This window comes from Dechloromonas hankyongensis, assembly GCF_022012295.1.
GTDB lineage: Bacteria > Pseudomonadota > Gammaproteobacteria > Burkholderiales > Rhodocyclaceae > Azonexus > Azonexus hankyongensis.
The window spans coordinates 18,420-41,376 of the sequence record NZ_JAKLTN010000010.1 but is presented as its reverse complement, the minus strand read 5'-3'; the positions used below and the strand labels follow the sequence as shown (position 1 = coordinate 41,376).

General features: G+C 64.8%; 24 protein-coding genes. 18 read left to right on the top strand and 6 right to left on the bottom strand.

The window, feature by feature from the left end:
- Window positions 1-92: 92 nt before the first annotated feature.
- The 15 genes from LZ012_RS19595 (at window position 93) to LZ012_RS19525 (ending at window position 14,185) form a co-directional block, all read left to right on the top strand.
- Entirely contained in the window at window positions 93-1,238 is a 1,146-nt protein-coding gene (locus LZ012_RS19595; protein ID WP_275712674.1) for an ABC transporter substrate-binding protein, read from the top strand.
- Between the two features lie 68 nt (window positions 1,239-1,306).
- Window positions 1,307-1,873, top strand: coding sequence for a GNAT family N-acetyltransferase (locus tag LZ012_RS19590; RefSeq protein ID WP_275712673.1), 567 nt, complete (start codon window positions 1,307-1,309; stop codon window positions 1,871-1,873).
- Window positions 1,874-1,951: 78 nt separating this feature from the next.
- Window positions 1,952-2,596 (top strand): fumarylacetoacetate hydrolase family protein, encoded by a 645-nt coding sequence (locus LZ012_RS19585; protein WP_275712672.1) that lies wholly within the window; start codon window positions 1,952-1,954, stop codon window positions 2,594-2,596.
- Complete coding sequence (locus tag LZ012_RS19580; RefSeq protein ID WP_275712671.1) at window positions 2,593-3,354, top strand: fumarylacetoacetate hydrolase family protein; 762 nt, start codon at window positions 2,593-2,595, stop codon at window positions 3,352-3,354. Before LZ012_RS19585 ends, LZ012_RS19580 begins: the two co-directional genes overlap by 4 nt.
- Window positions 3,355-3,373: 19 nt before the next feature.
- Window positions 3,374-4,828 carry a 5-carboxymethyl-2-hydroxymuconate semialdehyde dehydrogenase gene (hpaE, locus tag LZ012_RS19575; protein WP_275712670.1) on the top strand — a complete coding sequence of 485 codons (1,455 nt, stop codon included), beginning with the start codon at window positions 3,374-3,376 and terminating at the stop codon, window positions 4,826-4,828.
- A gap of 3 nt (window positions 4,829-4,831) precedes the next feature.
- Window positions 4,832-5,680, top strand: a complete 849-nt coding sequence (hpaD, locus tag LZ012_RS19570; protein ID WP_275712669.1) for a 3,4-dihydroxyphenylacetate 2,3-dioxygenase — start codon at window positions 4,832-4,834, stop codon at window positions 5,678-5,680.
- A gap of 69 nt (window positions 5,681-5,749) precedes the next feature.
- On the top strand, window positions 5,750-6,646 hold the full coding sequence (gene hpaD / locus LZ012_RS19565; protein ID WP_275712668.1) for a 3,4-dihydroxyphenylacetate 2,3-dioxygenase: 897 nt from the start codon (window positions 5,750-5,752) through the stop codon (window positions 6,644-6,646).
- Window positions 6,647-6,673: 27 nt separating this feature from the next.
- Window positions 6,674-7,069 carry a 5-carboxymethyl-2-hydroxymuconate Delta-isomerase gene (locus LZ012_RS19560; protein WP_275712667.1) on the top strand — a complete coding sequence of 132 codons (396 nt, stop codon included), beginning with the start codon at window positions 6,674-6,676 and terminating at the stop codon, window positions 7,067-7,069.
- A gap of 17 nt (window positions 7,070-7,086) precedes the next feature.
- Entirely contained in the window at window positions 7,087-7,890 is an 804-nt protein-coding gene (gene hpaH, locus LZ012_RS19555) for a 2-oxo-hept-4-ene-1,7-dioate hydratase (RefSeq protein WP_275712666.1), read from the top strand.
- Between the two features lie 14 nt (window positions 7,891-7,904).
- Entirely contained in the window at window positions 7,905-8,702 is a 798-nt protein-coding gene (locus tag LZ012_RS19550) for an aldolase/citrate lyase family protein (protein ID WP_275712665.1), read from the top strand.
- A 589-nt stretch (window positions 8,703-9,291) separates the two neighbouring features.
- Complete coding sequence (locus tag LZ012_RS19545; RefSeq protein WP_275712664.1) at window positions 9,292-10,746, top strand: NAD-dependent succinate-semialdehyde dehydrogenase; 1,455 nt, start codon at window positions 9,292-9,294, stop codon at window positions 10,744-10,746.
- 131 nt (window positions 10,747-10,877) lie between these two features.
- Window positions 10,878-12,071, top strand: a complete 1,194-nt coding sequence (locus LZ012_RS19540; protein ID WP_275712663.1) for a Bcr/CflA family multidrug efflux MFS transporter — start codon at window positions 10,878-10,880, stop codon at window positions 12,069-12,071.
- Window positions 12,072-12,095: 24 nt separating this feature from the next.
- The gene (locus LZ012_RS19535) at window positions 12,096-12,488 is read left to right on the top strand and encodes an MAPEG family protein (protein ID WP_275712662.1); all 393 of its coding nucleotides are present in this window, start codon (window positions 12,096-12,098) and stop codon (window positions 12,486-12,488) included.
- A 16-nt stretch (window positions 12,489-12,504) separates the two neighbouring features.
- Window positions 12,505-13,767: an MFS transporter gene (locus LZ012_RS19530; protein ID WP_275712661.1), complete on the top strand. Its 1,263-nt coding sequence runs from the start codon at window positions 12,505-12,507 to the stop codon at window positions 13,765-13,767.
- Window positions 13,757-14,185 (top strand): GlcG/HbpS family heme-binding protein, encoded by a 429-nt coding sequence (locus LZ012_RS19525; RefSeq protein ID WP_275712660.1) that lies wholly within the window; start codon window positions 13,757-13,759, stop codon window positions 14,183-14,185. Before LZ012_RS19530 ends, LZ012_RS19525 begins: the two co-directional genes overlap by 11 nt.
- A gap of 43 nt (window positions 14,186-14,228) precedes the next feature.
- Here the strand turns inward: LZ012_RS19525 and LZ012_RS19520 are convergent, their stop codons facing one another.
- Complete coding sequence (locus LZ012_RS19520; RefSeq protein ID WP_275712659.1) at window positions 14,229-14,699, bottom strand: peroxiredoxin family protein; 471 nt, start codon at window positions 14,697-14,699, stop codon at window positions 14,229-14,231.
- A gap of 49 nt (window positions 14,700-14,748) precedes the next feature.
- Window positions 14,749-15,501 carry a hypothetical protein gene (locus tag LZ012_RS19515; protein ID WP_275712658.1) on the bottom strand — a complete coding sequence of 251 codons (753 nt, stop codon included), beginning with the start codon at window positions 15,499-15,501 and terminating at the stop codon, window positions 14,749-14,751.
- Window positions 15,502-15,600: 99 nt separating this feature from the next.
- Between LZ012_RS19515 and LZ012_RS19510 the strand changes: the two genes are divergently transcribed.
- Complete coding sequence (locus LZ012_RS19510) at window positions 15,601-16,461, top strand: AraC family transcriptional regulator (RefSeq protein WP_275712657.1); 861 nt, start codon at window positions 15,601-15,603, stop codon at window positions 16,459-16,461.
- A 15-nt stretch (window positions 16,462-16,476) separates the two neighbouring features.
- Here LZ012_RS19510 and LZ012_RS19505 read toward each other — a convergent pair whose 3' ends face one another.
- From LZ012_RS19505 to LZ012_RS19495, 3 genes are all read right to left on the bottom strand, one after another.
- Window positions 16,477-17,043, bottom strand: a complete 567-nt coding sequence (locus tag LZ012_RS19505; RefSeq protein WP_275712656.1) for a hypothetical protein — start codon at window positions 17,041-17,043, stop codon at window positions 16,477-16,479.
- Between the two features lie 109 nt (window positions 17,044-17,152).
- Window positions 17,153-17,428 carry a DUF3135 domain-containing protein gene (locus LZ012_RS19500; RefSeq protein WP_275712655.1) on the bottom strand — a complete coding sequence of 92 codons (276 nt, stop codon included), beginning with the start codon at window positions 17,426-17,428 and terminating at the stop codon, window positions 17,153-17,155.
- Window positions 17,429-17,432: 4 nt separating this feature from the next.
- Window positions 17,433-19,043, bottom strand: coding sequence for a methyl-accepting chemotaxis protein (locus LZ012_RS19495; protein WP_275712654.1), 1,611 nt, complete (start codon window positions 19,041-19,043; stop codon window positions 17,433-17,435).
- A 207-nt stretch (window positions 19,044-19,250) separates the two neighbouring features.
- Between LZ012_RS19495 and LZ012_RS19490 the strand changes: the two genes are divergently transcribed.
- Together LZ012_RS19490 and LZ012_RS19485 are read left to right on the top strand one after the other, a co-directional pair.
- Window positions 19,251-20,432 carry an acetylornithine transaminase gene (locus tag LZ012_RS19490; protein WP_275712653.1) on the top strand — a complete coding sequence of 394 codons (1,182 nt, stop codon included), beginning with the start codon at window positions 19,251-19,253 and terminating at the stop codon, window positions 20,430-20,432.
- Window positions 20,429-20,884: a PaaI family thioesterase gene (locus LZ012_RS19485; RefSeq protein WP_275712652.1), complete on the top strand. Its 456-nt coding sequence runs from the start codon at window positions 20,429-20,431 to the stop codon at window positions 20,882-20,884. The genes LZ012_RS19490 and LZ012_RS19485 overlap by 4 nt, the downstream gene beginning before the upstream one ends.
- Before the next feature lie 20 nt (window positions 20,885-20,904).
- On the opposite strand, the gene LZ012_RS19480 is transcribed toward LZ012_RS19485, so the two are convergent.
- A complete protein-coding gene (locus tag LZ012_RS19480; protein ID WP_275712651.1) occupies window positions 20,905-22,956 on the bottom strand; it encodes an ATP-binding protein in 2,052 nt (683 codons plus the stop codon).
- Window position 22,957: the final 1 nt, after the last annotated feature.

The following is a 22,957-nucleotide window of genomic DNA, read 5'->3' as shown; positions in this document are numbered from 1 at the left end:
AAAAACTTTTCACCGAACACGATGGCCCGGGCCTGGCCATCTCGCTCAACAGGCCCGTCGCTGTCTGCAAAATCATCCAAAGGAGGAATGACATGAAGCAAAGCATCAAGAAGCTGGTTGCCGGCACTGCGCTGGTCATGGGCGCCCTGAGCGCCTTCGCGAGCGAGCCGATCAAGATCGGTTCCGTTCTGTCGGTCACCGGCCCGGCCGCCTTCCTCGGCGATCCGGAACTGAAGACCCTGCAGATGTACATCGACGAAGTGAACAAGGCCGGCGGCGTGGCCGGCCGTCCGCTGCAGCTGGTGCATTACGACGACGGCAGCGATGCCAACAAGGCCAACGGCTTCACCAAGCGCCTGCTCGACGACGACAAGGTCGACGTCATCATCGGCGGCACCACCACCGGCGCCACGATGTCGATGATTCCGCTGGTCGAAAAGGCCGGCGTGCCCTTCATTTCGCTGGGCGGCGCGGTGGTCATCGTCGAGCCGGTCAAGAAATTCACCTTCAAGGTCTCGCACAACGACCGCATGGCGGCCGAGAAGATCTACGAGGACATGAAGAAGCGCGGCATCACCAAGGTGGCGCTGTTCTCGGAAACCTCGGGCTTCGGCCAGTCCGGGCGCAAGGAGTCGGAAGCGATGGCCGCCAAGTACGGCATCACGCTGGTCGCCAATGAAACCTTCGGCCCGAAGGATACCGACATGAGCCCGCAGCTGACCAAGATCAAGAACACCCCGGGAGTCCAGGCGGTTTACGTCTTCGGCCTCGGCCAGGGACCGGCCATCGCCACCAAGAACTACAAGCAGCTCGGCCTGACCCTGCCGCTCTACCACTCGCACGGTGTCGCTTCCGAAGAGTTCATCAAGCTCGCCGGCCCGGCGGCCGAAGGCGTCCGCTTGCCGGCCTCGGCCCTGCTGGTTGCCGACAAGCTGCCGGCCAGCGATGCGCAGAAGCCGGTCGTCATGGCCTACACCAAGGCTTTCAACGATAAGTGGAAGACTGACGTGTCCACCTTCGGCGGCCATGCCTATGATGCGCTGATGCTGGTGGTCAATGCCATGAAGAAGGCCAACGGCACCGACAAGGCCAAGGTGCGCGACGCCATCGAAGCGACCAAGGGCTATGTCGGTACCGGCGGCGTGGTCAATATGGCGGCGGCCGACCACCTCGGCCTCGACCTGACCGCCTTCCGTCTGCTCGAGATCAAGAAGGGCGACTGGAGCATGGTGCAGTAAGCCGCAAGGGAGGGAAGGGCGCCACCGGCTGCCGCTCCCTCCCGTTTTTGCCCCACGGAGAAACGACGATGGCGCCCGCTTTCCTGATTCCCGAACGGCTGGAGACGGCCCGTCTGCTCCTGCGGCCGTTCCGCGAGGAAGACTGGCGGGCGATGCACCGCCATTATTCCGATCCGGCCTGTACCCGCTACACCCTCGGACGCAGCCTGTCGGAAGGCGAAAGCTGGCGGCTGACGGCAACCCTGGCCGGGCACTGGCTGTTGCGCGGCTACGGCCCCTATGCCCTGGAAGAAAAGGCCAGCGGCCAACTGGTCGGAACCTCCGGACTCTGGTTTCCGGTCGATTTCCCCGAGCGCGAAATCAAATGGGCCGTGCTGCCCGAGTACCAGGGCAAGGGATTTGCCAGCGAAGCGGCGCGGGCGGTTCTCGCCATGGCGCTGGAACGCTTTGCCGAGTGTCCGCCGATCAGCTTCATCCATAAGGAAAACGCGGCCTCCATCGGCGTCGCCCGGGCAATCGGCGCGGTGCTGGAGGATGAGGTCGATTTCCGCAATGCGCGCTTCGTCATCTATCGCCATACCGATCGTATTGTCCCGAATGAAAAAAGTCGCCGGGGTGTTGACTCGCTAACATGATAGTGATTTAATCGAATCACTAACATATTAACGATGTGATGCTGCAGCGGCATCAAGGTCAGATCAACTGGAGTGCATATGATTAAACAGCAGGTGAGCGGCACGGTGTACGGCGTCATCCTGAATGACACCGTCTCCGTCCAGAAAATCGGTTCGCTGGACGAGGCGCCGTACAAGGGCGCGCCCAAGGCGCCGGTGCTCTACATCAAGCCGGCCAATACCCGCGTTGGTTGCGGTGCGGCGGTCAGCCTGCCGGCCGGTGCGCAGAGCGTCGAAGTCGCCGCCACCGTCGGCCTGGTCATCGGTCGCGCCGCCGGCCGCCTGAGCGCCGGCAACCCGCTGGAGTCGGTCGCCGGCATCGTGCTCGCCGCCGACCTCAGCCTGCCGCACGCCAGCTATTACCGTCCGGCCATCCGCGAAAAGTGTTTCGACGGCGCGCTGCCCATTTCCTCGGTCAAGCCGCTGGCCGATCTGGCTGGCCTGACGCTGACCACCGAAATCGACGGCGTAGTGGTCGATACCCGCTCGCTGAACGACCTGATCCGTTCGCCGGCCAAGCTGCTGGCCGACGTCAGCGAGTGGATGACCCTGAGCCAGGGCGACGTTCTGCTCGTCGGCGTGCGCTACATGGCGCCGCAGGCCAAGGCCGGCAGCAGCGTCCGCATCGCCGCCGAAGGTCTGGGCAGCCTGAATTTCACCATCGCCGAAGGAGTCGCAGCATGAAGCGCGGTCGCATTGCCTACAACGGCGCCGTTCATCAAGTCACTGAAGCCAATGGCAAGGTCCGCCTGGCCGACGGCCGCCTGCTCAACGACGGCGACTTCCAGTGGCTGCCGCCGGTCGAAGTCGGCACCGTCTTCGCCCTCGGCCTGAACTACGCCGACCACGCCAAGGAACTGGCTTTCAAGGCGCCGGAAGTGCCGCTCGTCTTCCTCAAGGGGCCGAACGCCATCACCGGCCATCAGGCCAACACCCGCCGCCCGGCCGACGCCACCTACATGCACTACGAGTGCGAGCTGGCCGTGGTTATCGGCAAGACCGGCAAGAACGTCAAGAAGGCCGACGCCATGGGCATCGTCGCCGGTTACACGGTGGCCAACGACTACGCCATCCGCGACTACCTCGAGAACTATTACCGTCCCAACCTGCGCGTCAAGAACCGCGATGCCTGCACGCCGCTCGGCCCCTGGCTGGTCGATGCCGCCGACGTGGCGAATCCGATGGCACTCAAGCTGACGACGCGGGTCAACGGCAAGACGACGCAGCAAGGTACGACCGCCGACATGATTTTCGACATCGCTACGCTGATCGAATACCTGTCGTCCTTCATGACCCTGAACCCGGGCGACGTGATCCTGACCGGCACGCCGGAGGGCCTGGCCGACGTCAAGGCCGGCGACGTGATCGAAACCGAAGTCGAAAGCGTCTGTTGTCTGGCCAACACCATCGTCGACGACGCCACCTATTTCGCCACCGTCTAAAAGAAAGCGAGAACAGCGCATGATCAAGCACATCATCAACGGCGAGAAAGTCGCCAGCAACGAAACCTTCGAGACCATCAACCCGGCTACCGGCGAAGTGATCGCCGAAGTCGCCAGCGGCGGTGCGGACGAAGTGAATGCCGCCGTCGCTGCAGCCAAGGCCGCCTTCCCGGGCTGGGCTGCGACCCCGGTCAAGGAGCGTGCCCGCCTGGTGCGCCGCCTGGGCGAACTGATCGCCGCCAATGTCGAGCCGATCGCCGACATGGAAACCGCCGACTGCGGCCAGGTCACCAACCAGACCAAGCGTGTGCTGATTCCGCGCGCCTCAGACAACTTCAACTACTTCGCCGAGCTGATCCAGCACATGCACGGCGAAACCTACGATTCCGACACCGGCCACCTGAACTACACGCTGTGGCAGCCGGTCGGCGTCTGCGCGCTGATCTCGCCGTGGAACGTGCCGTTCATGACCGCCACCTGGAAGACCGCGCCCTGCCTGGCTTTCGGCAATACGGCCGTGATGAAGATGTCCGAGCTGTCGCCGCTGACCGCCAACCGCCTGGGCGAACTGGCCCTCGAAGCTGGCATCCCGCCCGGCGTCTTCAACGTCGTGCAGGGCTTCGGCGACAAGGCAGGCGAGCCGCTGGTAGCACATCCGGACGTCCGCTCCATTTCCTTCACCGGCTCGACCGCCACCGGCAACCGCATCGTCAAGGCCGCCGGCCTGAAGAAGTTCTCGATGGAACTGGGCGGCAAGTCGCCGTTCATCATCTTCGACGACGCCGACTACGAGCGCGCCCTCGACGCCGCCATCTTCATGATCTTCTCGAACAATGGCGAACGCTGCACCGCCGGTTCGCGGATCATCGTCCAGGCCGGCATCTACGACAAGTTCGTCGCCGATTTCGCCGCCCGCGCCTCGCGTCTGGTCGTCGGCGACCCGATGGACCCGAATACCGTGATCGGCCCGATGATTTCCAAGGGCCACATGGACAAGGTCAATTACTACATCGAACTCGGCAAGCAGGAAGGCGCCAAGGTCGTCGCCGGCGGCGGCACGCCGGTCGTTGCCGACAAGTTCAAAAACGGATTTTGGGTCCAGCCCACCGTCTTCGCCGACGTCGATAACAAGATGCGTATCGCCCAGGAAGAAATCTTCGGACCGGTGCCCTGCATCATCCGCTTCAAGACCGAGGAAGAGGCCGTCGCCATCGCTAACGACACCATCTACGGCTTGTCGTCCTATCTCTGGACCAACAACACCGGCCGCGCCATCCGCCTGGCCAAGGCCATCGAATCGGGCATGACCTTCGTCAACAGCCAGAATGTCCGCGACCTGCGCCAGCCCTTCGGCGGCTCCAAGGCCTCGGGCACCGGCCGCGAAGGCAACCACTACAGCTACGAAGTGTTCTGCGAAGCCAAGAACATTGCGGTTTCGTACGGCAGCCACCACATTCCGCGCTGGGGAGTCTAAGTCATGGGCAAACTCGTCCTCGCCGCCAAGATCACCCACGTTCCGTCGATGTACCTGTCGGAACTCGACGGCCCGCACAAGGGCTGCCGCCAGGCGGCCATCGACGGCCACAAGGAAATCGCCCGCCGCATGCGTGAGCTGAAGGTCGACACCATCGTCGTCTTCGACACGCACTGGCTGGTCAATTCCGGCTACCACATCAACTGCGCGCCGTCGTGGGAGGGCATCTACACCTCCAACGAACTGCCGCACTTCATCAAGAACATGCCGTTCTCGTATGAAGGCAACCCGGCGCTTGGGCACGCCATCGCCGAAACGGCGACCGCCGCCGGCGTGCATACCCGTGCCCACGACGCGACCAGCCTGGCGCTGGAGTACGGCACCCTGGTCCCGATGCGCTACATGAACGAGGACAAGAAGTTCAAGGTCGTCTCGGTCTCCGCACTGTGCACCGTGCATAACCTGGACGACTCGATCCAACTGGGGCGTGCCGTGCGTAAGGCCATCGAGGAAAAGTTCGACGGCAACGTCGCCGTGCTCGCCTCAGGTTCGCTGTCGCACCGCTTCGCCCAGAACGGCGTGTCCGACCAGTTTCTGCACAAGGTGTGGGACCCGTTCCTGGAAACGGTCGATCACCACGTCGTCGACCTGTGGCAGAACGGCGACTGGAAGGTTTTCTGCGGCATGCTGCCCGAGTACGCGGTCAAGTGCCACGGCGAAGGGATGATGCACGACACGGCGATGCTGCTCGGCGTGCTCGGCGCCGAGAACTACACCGGCAAGGCCGAGGTGATCACGCCGTACTTCGGTTCGTCCGGCACCGGCCAGATCAACGTCGTCTTTCCCGTCTAAATAGAGCGTAAAGCCAATCTTCACCCCCAACCGTGAACACTTTCCACACCATCAAAGGGAGACAGCAACATGGGTGAAATCGTCATGGCCATCAAGTGCACGCACGTGCCGTCGATGCTTATTTCCGAACAACCGGGCCCGGCCCACGGCTGCCGCCAGGCCGCCATCGACGCCGAGCGCGAACTCGGCCGTCGTGCCGTCGAGCTCGGCGTCGACACCTTCATCGTGTTCGACACGCACTGGCTGGTTAATGCGGGTTATCACATCAACAACAACGCGGTGCACAAGGGCAACTACACCAGCCACGAGTTCCCGCACTTCATCCAGGACCTGCCCTATGAATTCCCGGGCAACCCGGAACTCGGCGACCTGATCGCCGAGGAAGCCACGGCCATGGGCGTCAAGACCCGCGCTCACCAGGTGCCGTCGCTCGACCTCGAATACGGCACCATCCTGCCCATGCGCTACATGAACCCGGAAGGCAAGATCAAGGTCGTCTCGATCGCCGGCTGGAGCACCTTTGGCTCGCTGGAAGAGTCGCGCATCCTCGGTGAGGCGCTGGCCAAGGCCGTCGCCCGCAGCAACTGCCGGGTGGCCATCGTCGCCAGCGGCTCGATGTCGCACCAGATCTGGGAAAACCGCCTGGTCGAGCAGGGCTTCAACACCATCAGTCGCGAATTCAACAAGCAGGTCGACCTGCGGGCCCTGCAACTGTGGGAAGGCGGCGAGTGGGATACCTTCCTGCGCATGCTGCCCGAATACGCCCAGTACTGCACCGGCGAAGGCAAGATGCACGACACCGCCATGCTGTTCGGCGCCATCGGCTGGGACAAGTACCAAGGCAAGGCTGAGATCGTCTGCCCCTACTTTGAAAGCTCGGGCACCGGCCAGGTCGTCGTCAATCTGCCGGTCGCCGGCATCCCGCCAGCGGCGCGCGGCATCGGCGCCGGCATGCCGGTTTCCTGACCGAATCAACGAACCAAGGAGCGGGAAATGCCCCATCTTGTCTATGAAATCACCAACAACCTGGATACGGCGGAATCCGATATTCCGGGCTTGCTCAAGAAATCCAACCAGGTGCTGATCGCCCAGGGTGGGGTATTCCCGACCGGGGGCATCCGCTCCCGCGTCGTCTGGCTCAAGGACTATTGCATCGCCGACGGCAGCCATGCCGACGACGCCTTCGTGCATGCCTCGCTGAAAGTCGGCGCCGGGCGCAGCGAAGCCGAGAAGAAGAAAGCCTGCGACGAACTGTTCGCGATGATGAGCGAACACTTCGCGCCTATCTTCGCCCAGCGCGGCCTGGCGCTGTCGATGGAGTTTTCCGAATTCAGCGAGGCCGGCACCTGGAAGAAAAACAACATCCACCCCCGCTACAAAAAGAACTGACAGAGAGGAGAGACACCATGCTCAGCCAAGACATCATCCAGGCCGCTGCCAAGCGCTTGCACGAAGCCGAAAAGGCCCGCCAGCCGGTGCGCCAGATTTCGCTGGATCACCCGGAAATCACCATCCCCGACGCCTACGCCATCCAGAAGGCCTGGGTGCAGATGAAGCTGGCCGAAGGCCAGAAGGTCGTCGGCCACAAGATCGGACTGACCTCGCGCGCCATGCAGATGTCGTCGCAGATCAACGAGCCGGATTTCGGCACGCTGCTCGACGAAATGGTCTACAAGGACGCCGCCGAGATTCCCTGCGAGCGCTTCATCGATCCGATGGTCGAGGTCGAGCTGGCGTTCATCCTCAAGGATCGCCTCGAAGGCGAGAACGTCACCATCTTCGACGTGCTGTCGGCCACCGACTACGTGACACCGGCCGTCGAGATCATCGATGCCCGCTGCCATCGCATCGATCCGGAAAGCAAGCGGCCGCGCAAGGTGATGGACACCATTTCCGACAACGCCGCCAACGTCGGCATCATCCTCGGCGGCCGCCCGATCAAGCCGCTGGAAATCGACCTGCGCTGGGCTGCCGCGCTGCTCTACAAGAACGGCATCATCGAGGAAACCGGTGTCGCCGCCGGCGTGCTGAACCACCCGGCCAACGGCATTTCGTGGCTGGCCAAGAAGTTCGCCCCGCACGGCGTGGCGCTGGAACCGGGGCAGATCATCCTGGCCGGTTCCTTCACCCGTCCCGTCAAGGTAGTGCCGGGCGATACAATTCATGTCGATTACGGCCCGCTGGGCAACATCAGCGCCCGTTTCATCTGACAGGAAACCTCCTCATGGACATGCCCCTCAACGCCTTCAAGCGCGCCCTGGCCGCCGGCGAAACGCAGATCGGCCTCTTTCTCGGCATGGCCAACGCCTATGCCGCCGAAGTGGTCGCCACCGCCGGTTTCGACTGGCTGCTGATCGACGGCGAACACGGTCCCAACGATCTGCGCTCGATCATCGAACAACTGCAGGTGCTCGGCCAGTACCCGGTGCGGCCGGTGGTGCGCACCGTCGATCACGACGTGGCGCGCATCAAGCAGCTGCTCGACGGCGGCGTGCAGACCCTGATGGTGCCGATGGTCGAAACCGCGGCCGAAGCCGAATCGCTGGTCCGCGCCATGCGCTATCCGCCGCACGGTATCCGCGGCGTCGGCACGGCGCTGGCTCGCGCCGCCCGCTGGAACGGTGTCGACGGCTACTTCGCCCAGGCCGACCGGGAAATGTGCCTGATCGTGCAGATCGAATCGACGGCCGGTTTGGCCGGTCTGGCCGATATCCTCAAGGTCGAGGGCGTCGATGCGGTGTTCATCGGGCCGTCCGATCTGGCGGCGTCGATGGGGCATCTGGGCAATCCGGGGCATCCGGAGGTCAAGGCGGCGGTCGAGTTTGCCATTCGGCAGATTGCGGCGGCCGGCAAGGCGGCGGGGGTGTTCTCGGCCGATCCTGGCATTGCGGCTGCCTATCGGGAGATGGGGGCCAGTTTCCTGTTGGTCGGGGTGGATGCGCTGTTGTTGCGGAATGCGTCTGTGGCTTTGGCTGACAAGTTCAAGTCGGCTGGGGCGGCTAAAAGCGGCGCGGCTTACTGATGGCGGGTGTGCCTTTTCTGGCGTTGTTTTCCGCCTTGAGGGCGGGCGTACTTTCTTTTGCTTCGCCAAAAGAAAGTAGCCAAAGAAAAGGCGACCCCTGGGTCGTCGCCCCTGCGGGGTATCTTGCGCTACTCGGCGGGCCGGGCGGTTCGCATGAACTCGCCTGCGGCTCAAACAATGCGAACCGACTGCCCCCGGCCCACCTGCGTTGCTCAGCGCCTCTCAAGGGGGCCCGAAAAGCGTCGCGGGATCGGGCGCCGTCCGAAAAGAAAAATGCCACGCTCGGCCAAGAATATTGCCCAAACCAAAAGCTATCGCTAGTACCCGGATGTTTTCCCGGGCCCCTTGAGAGGTGCCGAGCAACGCAGGGTCTGGCGGACAAAGGGCCGAGTTCCGCAGCCCCCGCCAGTCCCGAGTAGCGCAGGGAACCGGCGCAGCCGGCACCGACCCAGGGTCGCCTTCTTTTTGCTTACTTTTTCTTGGCGAAGCAAGAAAAAGTGAGACGCCCCGCAAGGGCGGAACCCATGCCCAATACTGGCAAAACGCCTAACCAAGAATACCGTCAAGAAATTCCAAAGGAGAACACCCCATGCTGTCCCTGAAAGATAACAACCTCCTCCGCCAAGCCTGCTACATCGACGGCACCTGGACCCCCGCCGACAGCGGCGAAACAATCCCCGTCACCAACCCGGCCACTGGCGAAACCATCGCCACCGTCCCCCGCTGCGGCGCCGCCGAAACCGAGCGCGCCATCGTCGCCGCCGACAAGGCCCTGAAGACCTGGCGCGAAACGACCGCCGCCGAGCGCTCGCGCATCCTGCGCCGCTGGTTCGACCTGCTGATGACGCACCAGGAGGACCTGGCGCAGCTGATGACGGCCGAGCAGGGTAAGCCGCTGGCCGAGTCGCGCGGCGAAATCGCCTACGCCGCCGCCTACATCGAGTGGTTTGCCGAGGAAGCCAAGCGCGCCTACGGCGAAGTCATCCCGTCGCCGTTCAAGGACCGCCAACTGGTCGTCACCAAGGAGCCGGTCGGTGTCTGCGCCGCCATCACGCCGTGGAATTTCCCGTCGGCGATGATCACCCGCAAGGTTGCCCCGGCGCTGGCCGCCGGCTGTACCATCATCTTGAAGCCGGCCGAGCAGACCCCGCTCTCCGCCCTGGCCCTGGCCGAACTGGCCGAGCGTGCCGGCGTGCCGGCCGGCGTGTTCAGCGTCGTCACCGGCAAGGCTTCGGCCATCGGCGGCGTGATGACGGCCAGCCCCATCGTCCGCAAGCTGACCTTCACCGGTTCCACCCCGATCGGCCAGTTGCTGATGCAGCAGTGCGCCGGCACCGTCAAGAAGATGTCGCTGGAACTGGGCGGCAACGCGCCTTTCATCGTCTTCGACGACGCCGATGTCGATGCCGCGGTCGCCGGGGCGCTCGCTTCCAAGTACCGCAACGCCGGCCAGACCTGCGTCTGCTCCAACCGCTTCCTGGTTCAGGACGGCATCTACGATCTGTTCGCCAGCAAGCTCGCCGCTGCCGTCGCCGGCCTGAAGGTGGGCAACGGCATGGAGGAGGGCGTCACGCAAGGTCCGCTGATCGACGACGCCGCCATCAACAAGGTCGAGGAACTGGTCCAGGACGCCACCGCCAAGGGCGCCCGCGTGGTGACCGGCGGCAAGCGCCATGCGCTGGGCCGCACCTGGTTCGAGCCGACCATCCTGGCCGACGTGACGACCGGCATGGCGGTGGCCAAGGAAGAAATCTTCGGGCCGGTGGCGCCGCTGTTCCGCTTCAAGACCGAGGCCGAGGCCGTGCAGATGGCCAACGACACCGAATTCGGCCTCGCCGCCTACTTCTTCTCCAAGGACCACGGCCGCGTCTGGCGCGTCTCGAAGCAGCTTGAATACGGCATGGTCGGCGTCAATACCGGCCTGATCTCGACCGAAGTCGCCCCGTTCGGCGGCGTCAAGCTGTCGGGTGTCGGCCGCGAAGGCTCCAGCCATGGTTTGGACGAGTACATGGAAACCAAGTACCTGGCCTTGGGCGGCCTGTAACGACCAACCACGTCATTCCTGCGCAGGCGGGAATCCAGCGACGTTCGAGACTTTTCGCACCTCTGGATTCCCGCTGACGGCCAAAGGAAGTCCCTGTGGGACGCAGGAATGACAAGCTATCAAGAGCTATCGTGACAACTCCCACCACCGAACCGGCCCGCGAGGGCCGTTTCATTTTGCTGCTCGGCGCGCTGGTGGCTTTCGGGCCGCTCGCCATCGACCTCTACCTGCCCGCCCTGCCTGCCATCGCCGCCGGGCTGAGTGCATCGGCGGAGGCGGTGCAGTCGTCGATCACCGTTTTCCTGGCTGGTTTCGCCGTCGGCATGCTGTTCTACGGGCCGATTTCCGATCGCTACGGGCGGCGTACCGTGATGCTGACCGGCATCGCGCTGTTCGCGCTGGCCAGCCTGGCCTGTCTGCTGTCCACCGCCATCGAACAGCTGATCCTCGCCCGCTTCGTCCAGGCCCTGGGCGGCGGGGCAGCGTCGGTGCTGGCCCGGGCCGTGGTGCGCGACGTCTATGCGCCGTCCGAGGCGATCCGCAAGCTGTCGCTGATGGCGACGGTGACGGCCATTGCGCCGCTGCTCGCGCCGCTGCTCGGCAGTGCGCTGCTCGCCGGCTTCGGCTGGCGCGGCACCTTCGCCGCCGTGCTGGCCTGGGGGCTGCTCAGCCTGGCGGTGGTCTGGCGCCTGCTGCCGGAAACCCTGCCGGCCGAGCGGCGCGGTGAGTTGTCGCTGGCGGCCGCCTTCGCCGCCTACGGCCGGCTGGCGCTCGATCCGGTGGCCATCGGCCTGCTGCTGGCCGGCGGCATGTCCTTCGCCGCGATGTTCGCCTACATCACGGCCAGCCCGTTCTATTTCATCGCCCTGCAGAAGCTTTCGCCGACCGCCTACGGCGCGTTGTTCGCCGCCAACGCACTGGGCATCTTCGCCGCCAACTACGCCAACAGCCGGCTGGTGAAAAGCCGGGGTGCCGCTGCGATGGCCGGTGTCGGCTGTGCCAGCGGCTTTACCGGCGCCCTGCTGCTGTGGGTGGCGATAGCCGGCGATGCGCTACCGGCAGTCATCGCCGGCCTGTTCGTCGTGGTCAGCATGACCGGCCTGCTCGGCGCCAATTGCGTCGGCCTGCTCATGGCTCGCTATCCGCAGAATGCCGGGGCGGCCGCCGCCCTGTTCGGCTCCAGCCAGTTCGGTTTCGGCATGTGGGCGAGCGCGGCGGTCAGTTACACTCACGACGGCAGCGGCCGGCCGATGGCCTGGGTGATCGTGGCGACCATGACCCTCTCGGTTCTCGGCTACCTGCTCTACCGGCGCGCTGCGCGCTGATTCGAACTCCGGGAAGGTCCGCTCATGCATCCTGTCGTCCTCTTTTGCACCGCTGCGCTGGGTTGTCTGCTGTTTTTGCTCGGCCTGGCGGTCTCCGTCCTGCGCTTTCGCAGCCGCATCGGCTCCGGCCCGGCCCCGGAGCGGAGCGCGCCGCTCAACCGGGTGATCCGGGCGCATGCCAATACGGCGGAGTTCGCCCCTTTCCTCGCCGTGCTGTTCCTCTATTTCGGCTGGCGCGGACCTTCCGACACGGCGCTGTGGCTGATCGTCGCCGCCACCACCTGCCGCTTCCTGCTGGTCATCGGCCTCATCGCCTGGCCCAGCATGGGCAAGCCGAACCCGGCCCGTTTCGTCGGGGCGCTCGGCACCTATATATTCGGGGCGGCGCTGTCCGTGCTCGTGTTGACCGGGGTTTGAGCAGGCCGCCGACCGCATGAGCGAAACCCCGCAACGGCGCCGCCTGCCCACTGGCATGCGTGCCCTGGCCCATCCCAACTTCCGCCTCTATTTCGCCGGCCAGGCGGTGTCCATCCTTGGTTCGTGGATCCAGCAGGTGGCGCTGTCCTGGCTGGTCTATCGGCTGACCGGCTCGGCCGCGCTGCTCGGCGTCACCGCCTTCTGCGGCCTGATTCCGCAGCTGGTGGTCGGGCCGCTGGCCGGGGCGTGGATCGACAAGCACGACAAGCGAAAATGGCTGATTGGCGTGCAGTCGCTGATGGCGCTCCAGGCCTTCGTGCTCGCCGGCCTGTGCTGGCTGGACTGGATCACGCCCGGCTTCATCGTGCTCATGGCGCTGGCCCTGGGCACGCTGAGCAGCTTCGACGCGCCGCTGCGCCAGTCGCTGATCGGCAGCTTCGTCGGCAGCCGCGACGACCTGCCCAATGCGCTGGCCTTGAACGCCATGCTGTTCAACGCCGGCCGCTTCGTCGGCCCGCCGATTGCCGGCCTGCTGCTCGGCCTGACTTCCGAAGCCTTCTGCTTCGCGATCAACGGTTTTTCCTTCCTCGCCCTGATTTCAGCCATTTGCCTGGTTCGCGGCGAACCGCCCAAGCGCGCCCAGGGCTCGGTCGGCCAGGTCTTCAGGGAAGGCGTCCGCTACGCTTGGCATACCTGGGCCATCCGCTGGCTGATCGTCACGCTGATCGCCCTGAACCTGACCGCCTCGGCCTACGCCGTGCTGTTGCCGGTCTTCGCCCGCGATGTCTTCGCTGGCGATGCGACAACCTTGGGCTGGCTGTGGGGCGCAGCCGGCTGCGGTGCCTTCGCGTCGACCATCTTTCTCGCCACCCGCAAGTCGATCTCCGGGGTGGTCGGCGCCGTGGTCGCCGGTGTCGCGATCAGCGCCGCCGCGCTGCTCCTGTTCGGCGCGACGACGCGGCTGCCGCTGGCGCTGGCGGCGATGGTCGCTCTCGGCTTCGGCATCTCGGTATGCAATGTCGGCATCAACATGATCCTGCAAAGCTCGGCCCCCGAAGCTTTGCGCGGCCGCATCGTTTCCTTCTTCACCTCCGCCCGCTTCGGTTTCGATGCGCTCGGCGGCCTGCTCGCCGGCTTCGTCGCCGCCGCGCTGGGCGCCGGGCAGACCCTGGTCCTCGAAGGGGCGGCCCTCACCGTTTTCGTATTATTCCTGCTGACCCTGCGCCAGCGCCTGGCGGCACAGGTTTCGGCAGCGCAAGGAGAAAGTCATGGACATTGAAATGATCGCCTCGCTCGGCCTCGGCAGTGCCGAACAACTGGCCGACCGCGCCCTGGCCGCCGCCGGCGAGGCCGGCGTCAGGATCTGCGTCGCCGTCGTCGACCGCGCCGGCTATCCGCTGGTCTTCAAGCGTCACCCGGGCGCGCCCTTCCACTCCATCGAGATCGCCCTCGACAAGGCCTACACGGTGGTCAGCTTCGGCCCGGCCACCGCCAAGTGGGACGCCCGCCTTGCCAAGGGGTCGGACATGCTGCGCCACGGCCTGATGCAGCGCGAGCGCTTCATCGGCTTCGGCGGCGGCCTGCCGGTCAAGCACGAAGGCGTGCTGGTCGGCGCGATCGGGGTTTCCGGTGGCAGCGAGGCGCAGGATGTGCAGTTCGCCGAGGCGGCGCTGGCCGGGTTGGCTGTCGGCGGGTGATGCGTCGAGGCGCAGGCGAAGTGGGGCGCAAGCGGTAAAACGCTTACCCGTCCGGCGCCGGGCGGGAGGCGATCAGTTCGCCCAGCACGGCACCCAGGCGCAAGTCGTCGAGGTGCCCGAAATGCTGCAGCGCCAGTTCGCCGTCGCGAGCAAAGACCATCAGGGTTGGCGTCCCTTCCAGTCGCCACTGCCGCATGGTCGCAGGCACCGATGAGCCGGGTACGGGACGGTCGATGGCAATCGGGAAGTGCAGCCGGTACTCCTTAACAAACACCTGCAGCGCATCGGGCGTCATCACCTGGTGGTGCTCGAATACGCTGTGCAGGCCGATGACGATCAGGTCCTCCCGGGAAAACATCGAGTGCACATTGCGCGCCTGGGGCAGGCTGGACCCGGCGCAGCCCGGGCACAGCATCTGGAAGACGGCGACGACCACCACCTTGCCGCGCAAGGAGGCGAGACTGGGCGGCGTGTCGGTATTGATCCAGTCGCTGGCTTCGATTTCAGGAAACATGGCGTTCAGGTCCCGGTTAGGTGGCGGACGACGGCGGGCGAAGCAAACGTCATTTGTTGACCTTGCCGGGCAGCGACAGTTCTCCCGACGCCACCTTGAATACATTGGCGACGCACAGCAGCGGATTGTGCAGGCTGGCGTTGACGCGCAGGGCGGCGGTCACGCCGTCGAAAGCTCCCGCCTCGATGGCGCCGAGGTCGTCGAAGGGCACGCGCACTTCGACCGTGCTTTTTCTGAAGGTCGGCGTCCAGCCTGGGCTGTCGATCAGGATGGGCAGTCCGGGCCAGGTCTTGGGCAGGCGCGGCTTGGTGCCTGCGGGGATGTCCGCCACCTTCAGGGCATCCTTGCCGCAGGTAGGGTCGGGCTGCAGGACCACCCAGTGCGAGTGCCAGAGGTCGCCGTCGTTGTCCAGCTTCCCGTCGCCGTTTTCATCGAACAATGGCGTGTCGTCGAAGTCGGGGTGGGAGGTGACTGCGAAGGCAAGAATGCCGGCCTTGGCTTCGAAACCGATCACCGCCGGGTCCAGGGTGGTCGGCCAGACATATGAGAACACCGAACTGCCGGCCAGCTTTCCCGATTTGGCGGGGCGGCTAGCGCCGGCCTTGCCGGAAACGGCCATGTGGAAGACGGCGATGTTGCCTTCGGTCGAAATCCTGGAATGGACGATGTCGAAGGGCGCCTTGACGGCCTTGTTCGGCTGGCTGGCAATGCCGCTGTGGTGGCCCGTGTCGTGGGCGGCTGCCCCGCCGGCAAAGCTTGCCAACAGTACGGCGAGGAGGGAGGATGACTTCAGCGTTTTCATGGTCTGCCCTTTCTATGGCGTGATCAGGTAGGAGCAGTATGGGCGTGCCGGATGTATGATGTGGATCAATCAGTCCACAAAACATGCCAATTCGTCCAAATGCAAGCCGCCACTCCTGTCGATCGACTCTCCGGCATCCTCGAGCGTTTCCGGGTCGAAGCCCAGCTGCATTATTCCGGCCCGCTGTGCGGGATCAGCCGCTTCGACGCCAGCGAAGGCCACGGCTATTTGCACGTCTTGCGCCGAGGCCGGCTCGAGGTGCGCCACCCGGGCGCCCGCGATGTGCCCAGGGCTATGCACTTCGACCAGCCGACGCTGCTGTTCTACCCGCGTCCTGTCACCCACTGTTTCCACAACCCGCCGGCGGAAGGCTCCGATTTCACCTGCGCCCGGCTTCGCTTCGCCGGCGGCGCGGAAAATCCCCTGGCCCGGGCCTTGCCGCCCTTGATCGCGCTGCCGCTGGCACAGGTGCCGGGGCTGGATTTGGCCCTTGAGCTGTTGTTCTCCGAAACCGACCGCGTGCGCTGCGGCCAGCGGCTGCTGGCCAACCGGCTGTTCGAGGTGGTCGTCATCCAGTTGTTGCGCTGGCTGCTCGACCATCCGCAACAGGCGGGCGTGCTGCCCGGCCTTATCACCGGGCTTTCGGAGCCGCGCCTGGCGCGTGCGTTGGTGGCCATGCACGACAGCCCCGGCGAACGGTGGACGCTGGACAGCATGGCCAAGCTCGCCGGCATGTCGCGTACGGGATACGCTAATACTTTTCGCGAATTGGTCGGCCAAACCCCGGCCGATTACCTGACCGGTTGGCGCATTGCGCTGGCCCAGAGCCGGCTGCGCGAAGGGCGGCCGATCAAGATGCTGGCCGAAGAACTCGGCTATGCGACGCCTTCGGCGCTATCGCGTGCCTTCACGGCACGGCTGGGGATGTCGCCGCGTGAATGGTTGTCGCGGGCAGGCTGAAGGGTCGAAGCGCCCTCAGCGGATCAGCAGCCGCGGGAACCAGCGCGTTTCCGGGGCTATCTCCGAACGATCGGCCGGTCCGTAAGGCGGCGTCGTGAGGTCGGCGGGCGGGGCGCCGATCAGGGTCAGATCCACGGCCTCCGGTGTGCCGACCAAACCGCCGTCGGTCAGTTGCAGGCTGTAATAGAGGCCATTCCACAGTTTGGCCCCGAATTCCTTCTGCGCCTTGAACAGGAACAGCAGCTCGTGTTCGAGCCAGCGCAGATCGGTCGCGCTGACCGTGCGCGGATTGGCGTAAGGATAGGGCACATGGCACTGGATCTCGGTCGGCCCGTCGATGCACTTGAATTCCTTCATCGACAGGAAATAGTCCGTGAACACGTGATGGTCGAGTTTGATCTCGAAGCGCGTCAGCCCACCCGCCGGCGTGAAGACTATCGTTCCCAGGCGCAGCGGGCTGCCGGCGCGCGGTTCGATGAGCAGCGTCTTTTCGCCGCGCATGTCCCAGGCCTGCGCGGGCAGGGCGAACAGCGCCTGGAGGGCGAGCAGCCCGCAGACGATCTTTCCGGCCAGTGTCTTCATGAGATTCCCTCCTGTCGTCCCGCTGGCCTGTCGGCCGGGTGCGTTTCCAGCAGCGGCCCGCTTGCTGCCGCCCGTTGGTCACACCCGGGATTCTATCCAAGCTGTCCGCTCAAGTCGGGGCGACATTCAGTTGCGCCAGTTTTTCGGTCAGCACCTTCAGCTCGGTGATCCGTTCCTCCAGCAACTGCATCACGACCACCATCGCCTGTTCGGGCGCCAGGGCCGTTGCCCGGCGGCAGTCGATTTCGCGCTGCAGGGCGGTGAGGCTACCGGCGTTGACCGAGGGGTGTGCGATCAGTTCGGTGATCAGGGCATGGCGCAGACGGACGAAGCCCGGCCCGTCGCCGGGTGCCAGTTGCACTAGGCGCTCGAAATTTTCGGGCATGACCTTACACCCGGTAGGCCATGACGGCGCTTTCCATCTCGCGGGCCAGGCGGGCCAGTTCGCCAGCAGTCTGCGCGCTGTTTTCGGCGGCCCGATTGTTCTGGCGCGACATGTCGGCGATGCCGGCGATCTGTTCGGCGATGCCCTGGTTGCCATCCTTCTGGCGCGACACGGCAGCGGCGATCTCGGCCACCATGCTGGCGATCGACTGCGTGCTGGTGCCAACCTGCTGCATTTCGCGGTCGGCCTGATTGGCGCGGGAGACGCCGGTTTCGACCTTGCCGACCATGGCCTGGATGCCTTCGACCGTTTCCTGGGCGGTGTCGTGCATCTGCAAAATATTGGTCCAGATTTCGTGGGTCGAATGGGCGGTGCGTTCGGCCAGTTTGCGTACCTCGTCGGCGACCACGGCGAAGCCGCGCCCCTGTTCGCCGGCGCGGGCGGCTTCGATGGCAGCGTTGAGGGCGAGCAGGTTGGTCTGTTCGGCAACGTCCTTGATCACCGAGACGACGGCGTCGATGCGCGTGCTGCTTTCATCGAGGCGCTTTACCTGGGTGGATGACACGGCCACCGTCTCGGCGATGCCGTTGATGTCGCCGACTGTTTCGCGGATGACCCGGGCCGACTCGCGGGCCTTGGCCAACGACTCCTCGGACAGCTGGCGGGCGGTTTCGGCGCTGTCGGCGGCGCGCTCGGCGGAGATGGCCAGTTCCTGCACAGTGTCGGCGATGCTGCTCGCCGCTTCGCTCTGCCGGGTCGAGGCGGCGGACATCTGGTTCGAGTTGCCGGCCATGCGTTCGGCCGCCGAGGTCAGCTGCGTGGTCATCGTGCAGATCTGCCGGAAGCTGGCCTGCAGCTTTTCGAGCAGGCCGTTCAGGGCGCGCTGGGTGTGGCCGATCTCGTCGCTGGAGTCGGCCGGCAGGCGGACGGTGAAATCGAGTTCGCGGCCGATCTGCTCGAAGGTGGTCAGCATCGCCTTCAGCGAGCCGGTGACGCTGCGGTACAGCCGGTAGCCGAGCAGGCCGCAGGAGACGACGCCGAGCAGGATGACCCCGGTCATCAGCCGCGTGCCCAGCGTGTAGGCAGTGTGCGCCGCCTCGCCGTGAGCCCGGGCCTGGCTTTCCTTGTACTGGACGTGCTGGCCGATGTTGGCGATGAGCTGGTCGATCATCTCCTTGTTTTCTTCGGCCAGGGTGCGCGCCGGTTCGTCGATGTTGGACTGGGAGAGGGGGATGATGTTGTCGACCATGTAGAAGTACTCTTCCATCAGCCGGGCGCTGGTGTCGCGCAGCTTGCGGTCCTCTTCGTCGGTGATGTAGCTCTCGTAGCCGGCGAAGGTTTCCTTCTGGGAACGGCGCAACTCGGCGATCGTCTTTTCCAGTTCCGCCATGCGCTCTTTTTCAGGGCTCAGGATGTGGTAGAGCAGGGCGACCTGAATGTCCTGGAAGTCGCTCTCGATCTTGTGCACCATGCGGATGCCGGGAATGATCCGGGTATTGGTGAAGGCCTGCCCCTCGTCCATCTGCCACATTTCGGCCATGCCCAGGATGCCGACGGTCAGGGGGCCGATGATCGCCAGGCCGATCAACAACAGGAATTTCTGTCCAATGGACATGCGCTCTCCTCCTTTTGATTGCTAATATGTTAATTATTTGTCTATTTTTTTCCGGAAGGGCCGGTTGCCTCGGGCAGCCGGTCGATCCGGATTTTCCGCTAATATATTAGCGATGTGTGGCCGTGGCAAGCGCTTCTGACGCAGGCTTGCGTAATTCGGTAACATCGCGCCTTTACCCTTGCCGCTTCATTCCACGGAAAATCGACCATGCAATACCACGCTGCCAGTACAGATTCCCTGATGACCATCACCAGCCGGCCGGAGCTCGTCTTCGAGCGCGGCGAAGGTTCCTGGCTCTACGACCACCAGGGCAAGCGCTATCTCGATTTCATCCAGGGCTGGGCGGTGAACTGCCTCGGCCATTGCCCGCCGGAAATCACCGCCGCGCTGACCGCGCAGGCCGGCAAGCTGCTCAATCCCAGCCCGGCCTTCTACAACGGCCCGATGGTCGAGCTGGCCGGCCTGCTCACCGACAACTCCTGTTTCGACCGTGTCTTTTTCGCCAATACCGGGGCCGAGGCCAACGAAGGGGCGATCAAGCTCGCCCGCAAGTGGGGGCAGCTCAACCGCAATGGCGCCTTCGAGATCATCACCTTCGGCCATTCCTTCCATGGCCGTACCCTGGCCACCATGTCGGCCTCCGGCAAGGCCGGCTGGGACACCATCTTCGCGCCGCAGGTAACCGGCTTCCCGAAGGCCGTCTATAACGACCTCGCGTCGGTCGAGGCGCTGATCGGCCCGCAGACCGTCGCCGTCATGCTCGAACCGGTGCAGGGCGAGGGCGGGGTGATCCCGGCCGATGTGGAATTCCTGAAAGCCCTGCGCGAGCTGACCGAACAGCGCGGCATCCTGCTCATCGTCGACGAGGTGCAGACCGGTGTCGGGCGCACCGGCAAGCTGTTCGCCCATGAACACGCCGGCATCGCCCCGGACATCATGACCCTGGGCAAGGGCATCGGCGGCGGCGTGCCGCTCGCGGCGCTGCTCGCCAAGGAAGCCATCTGCTGCTTCGTCCCGGGCGACCAGGGCGGCACCTACAACGGCAACCCGCTGATGACGGCGGTCGGCCTGGCGGTCATCCGGCGCATGCTGGCGCCCGGTTTCCTGGCCGAGGTGGAAGCCCGTGGCCAATACCTCGCCCGGCGCCTGCGCCAATTGTCGGAAGCCCATGGCCTGAACGGCGAGCGCGGCGCCGGCCTGTTGCGCGCCCTGATCCTCGACGATGAGCGCGGCCCGGACATCGTCCGCCGCGGCCTGGAACTGGCGCCGACCGGCCTGCTGCTCAATGCGCCGCGCCCCAACCTGCTGCGCTTCATGCCGGCGCTCAACGTCAGCAACGCGGAAATCGACCAGATGATCGACCTGCTCGACGGGCTGCTGAAGAAATGAGTGCCTCCGGCGAACATCCGGAACGCGCCCTGGTCCGCCAAGCCATCGCCGACGGATTGAGCGATCTGCCGGTAACAACCAATCCACTCGCCATCGCCCTTGGCACACGTCTGCTCTCGGCGCGCGACGGGGGCGTGCAGATGGCCTTCTCCGTCGGTGCCGGCTTTACGCAGGGCAACGGCGTGGTGCAGGGCGGCATCGTGTCGGCCCTGCTTGATTTCGGCATGACCTTCGCCGCCTTCTCGCGGGTGGCGGCCGATTCGACCGTCGCCACCGTGTCCCAGACGACCAATTATTTCCGTCCGGCCCTGGCTGGCGAACTGGTCGTCGATGCGGAACTGGAGAAAGCCGGGCGGACCCTGATCAATGCCCGCGCCACGCTGTGCGATGCGGCCGGTACGCTATTGGCCAGCGCCACGGCGCCCATCGCGGTGATCAAGCTGGCGGCCTGACGGCCGCCAAGCGGCTTAGTTCAAGCCGTCGCCGCCGGCCGGACCAGCGGCAGCCAGATGCGGAAGCACGTTCCCTTGCCCGGCTCGCTGGTCACATCGAAGCGGCCGCCGTGTTTCTTGACGATGATGTCGTAGGAAATGGACAGGCCGAGGCCGGTTCCCTTGCCGACCGGCTTGGTGGTGAAGAAGGGTTCGAAGATGCGTTTGCGCACATGCTCGGGGATGCCGGTCCCGGTATCGGCCACTTCGAACCACACGTGCTCGTGTTCGAGGCCGGAGCGGATGGTGATGCGCCCCATGGTCGGTATGGCCTGCGCGGCATTGACCAGCAGATTCATGAAGACCTGGTTGATCTGCGCCGGCACGCATTGCACTTCGGGAATGTCGCCCAGTTCGCGAACCACTTCCGCCTTGTACTTCAGCTCGTTCCAGACCACGTTGAGGGTGCTCTCGAGGGCCGCATTGAGGTCGGCGGACTGGTGCTCCGCCTGGTCGATGCGCGAGAAATCCTTGAGGTCCTGGACGATCTTGGTCACCCGCCCCAGGCCGTCGCGCGACTCGGCGATCAGGGTGGGCAGATCCTCGCGCAGGAATTCGATGTCGGCATCGCGCCGTGCCGCTTCCAGTTCGTCGCGGCTGCCGCCGGCTTCGACGCTTTCGTAGGCTGCAACCACGGCGAGCAGGCGTTCGATATAGGTCTTCAGGGTACCCAGGTTGGAATTGACGTAGCCGACCGGGTTGTTGATCTCGTGCGCGACACCGGCCGCCAGTTGGCCGATGGCGGCCATTTTTTCCGATTGCAGCAGCTGCTGCTGGGCTTCTTCGACCTTGGAGAGCAGGACTTCCAGCTCGTGGCGGTCGCGCTCGAGTTCGGTGTTGGCCTCGGCCAGCTGGGCCGTGCGGCTGGCGACCAGGCTTTCCAGGTGATTCTGGTGCTCGCGCAGGCTCAGTTCCGCCCGGCGCCGTTCCGTCACGTCCTGCAGGGTCTCGATGGCGCCGATCAGCTTGCCGTCGGCATCGCGCAGGGGGGCGGCGGTGAAGGCCAGCCACAGGCCGCCCGAACTGAGGTGCGAAAAATAGGCCTCGCCCTCGAAGGCGCCCTCGATCAGCGACGAGCGCCGGAAATGATCCTTGTAATACTCCTCGTACTGCGCTTCCAGACTGCCATTGACGATCAGGTCGGCCATCACCGGTCGGCTTTTCGTGTAAAAGGCCCGCCAGTGCTGCGAGGTGCCGACCATTTCGCTGCTCGGTATGCCGCTGACCACGGCGCAGGCCTTGTTCCAGTGGGTGACGCGGTGCTCGGAGTCGATCACGAAGGTGGGCACCGGGTCGCCGTCGATGATCTGGGACAGCAACTGCTCCATATTGCGCTTGGTCAGCTCGGCCCGGTGTTGCTCGGATTCCAGTAGTTTCTTCTGGGTGATTTCGACTTGGCGCATTGCCAGCCTGAGCCGCCCTTGCTCGATCAGCAGCTGGTTGTTGGTTTCGGCCATGGCCTGGGTGCGTGCCACGACCTGCGCCTCGAGGCCTGAATTGGCCGCCTCCAGCGCTTCGTTGCGGCTGGCGACCATCCGGAACAGGGCGTTCATGGCGTCGAGCAGACTGGCCGTGTTGGGGTCGCGCGGGATGGCCTGCTCGGCGGCGAAAGCCTCTTCTGCCGTCTTGCCGGCCCGGATCTGCTGGACCTGGCGGGCCATGGCCTGGTCGATGCCGAGGATGTGATGGGCCAGCCAGCTGCTCAGGAAGCGCAGCAGGTATTCGACATCGGCGTGTGAACCTTTGAATTCCAGCATTTTGCCGACTTGACGGGCGAATTCGCGATGCACTTCGACATGGGCCTGGACAAAGCGCTTGTCGCAGCCTTCGCGGATCATCAATTCCTCTTCGTGCCCGAAATGCATGACGGCGTAATTGGCCAGCTCGGTCAGCACCCGTTCGATATCGGTGCTTTCGGTGGACAGCGATTGATGCTCGATGACCCAGTTGATGATGCGGACCAGTTCCTGGTGCTCATCGTCCACCAGGGCTTCGCCCGTCATGTAGCGCTCGTTCCAGACAAAGGCGTCCATC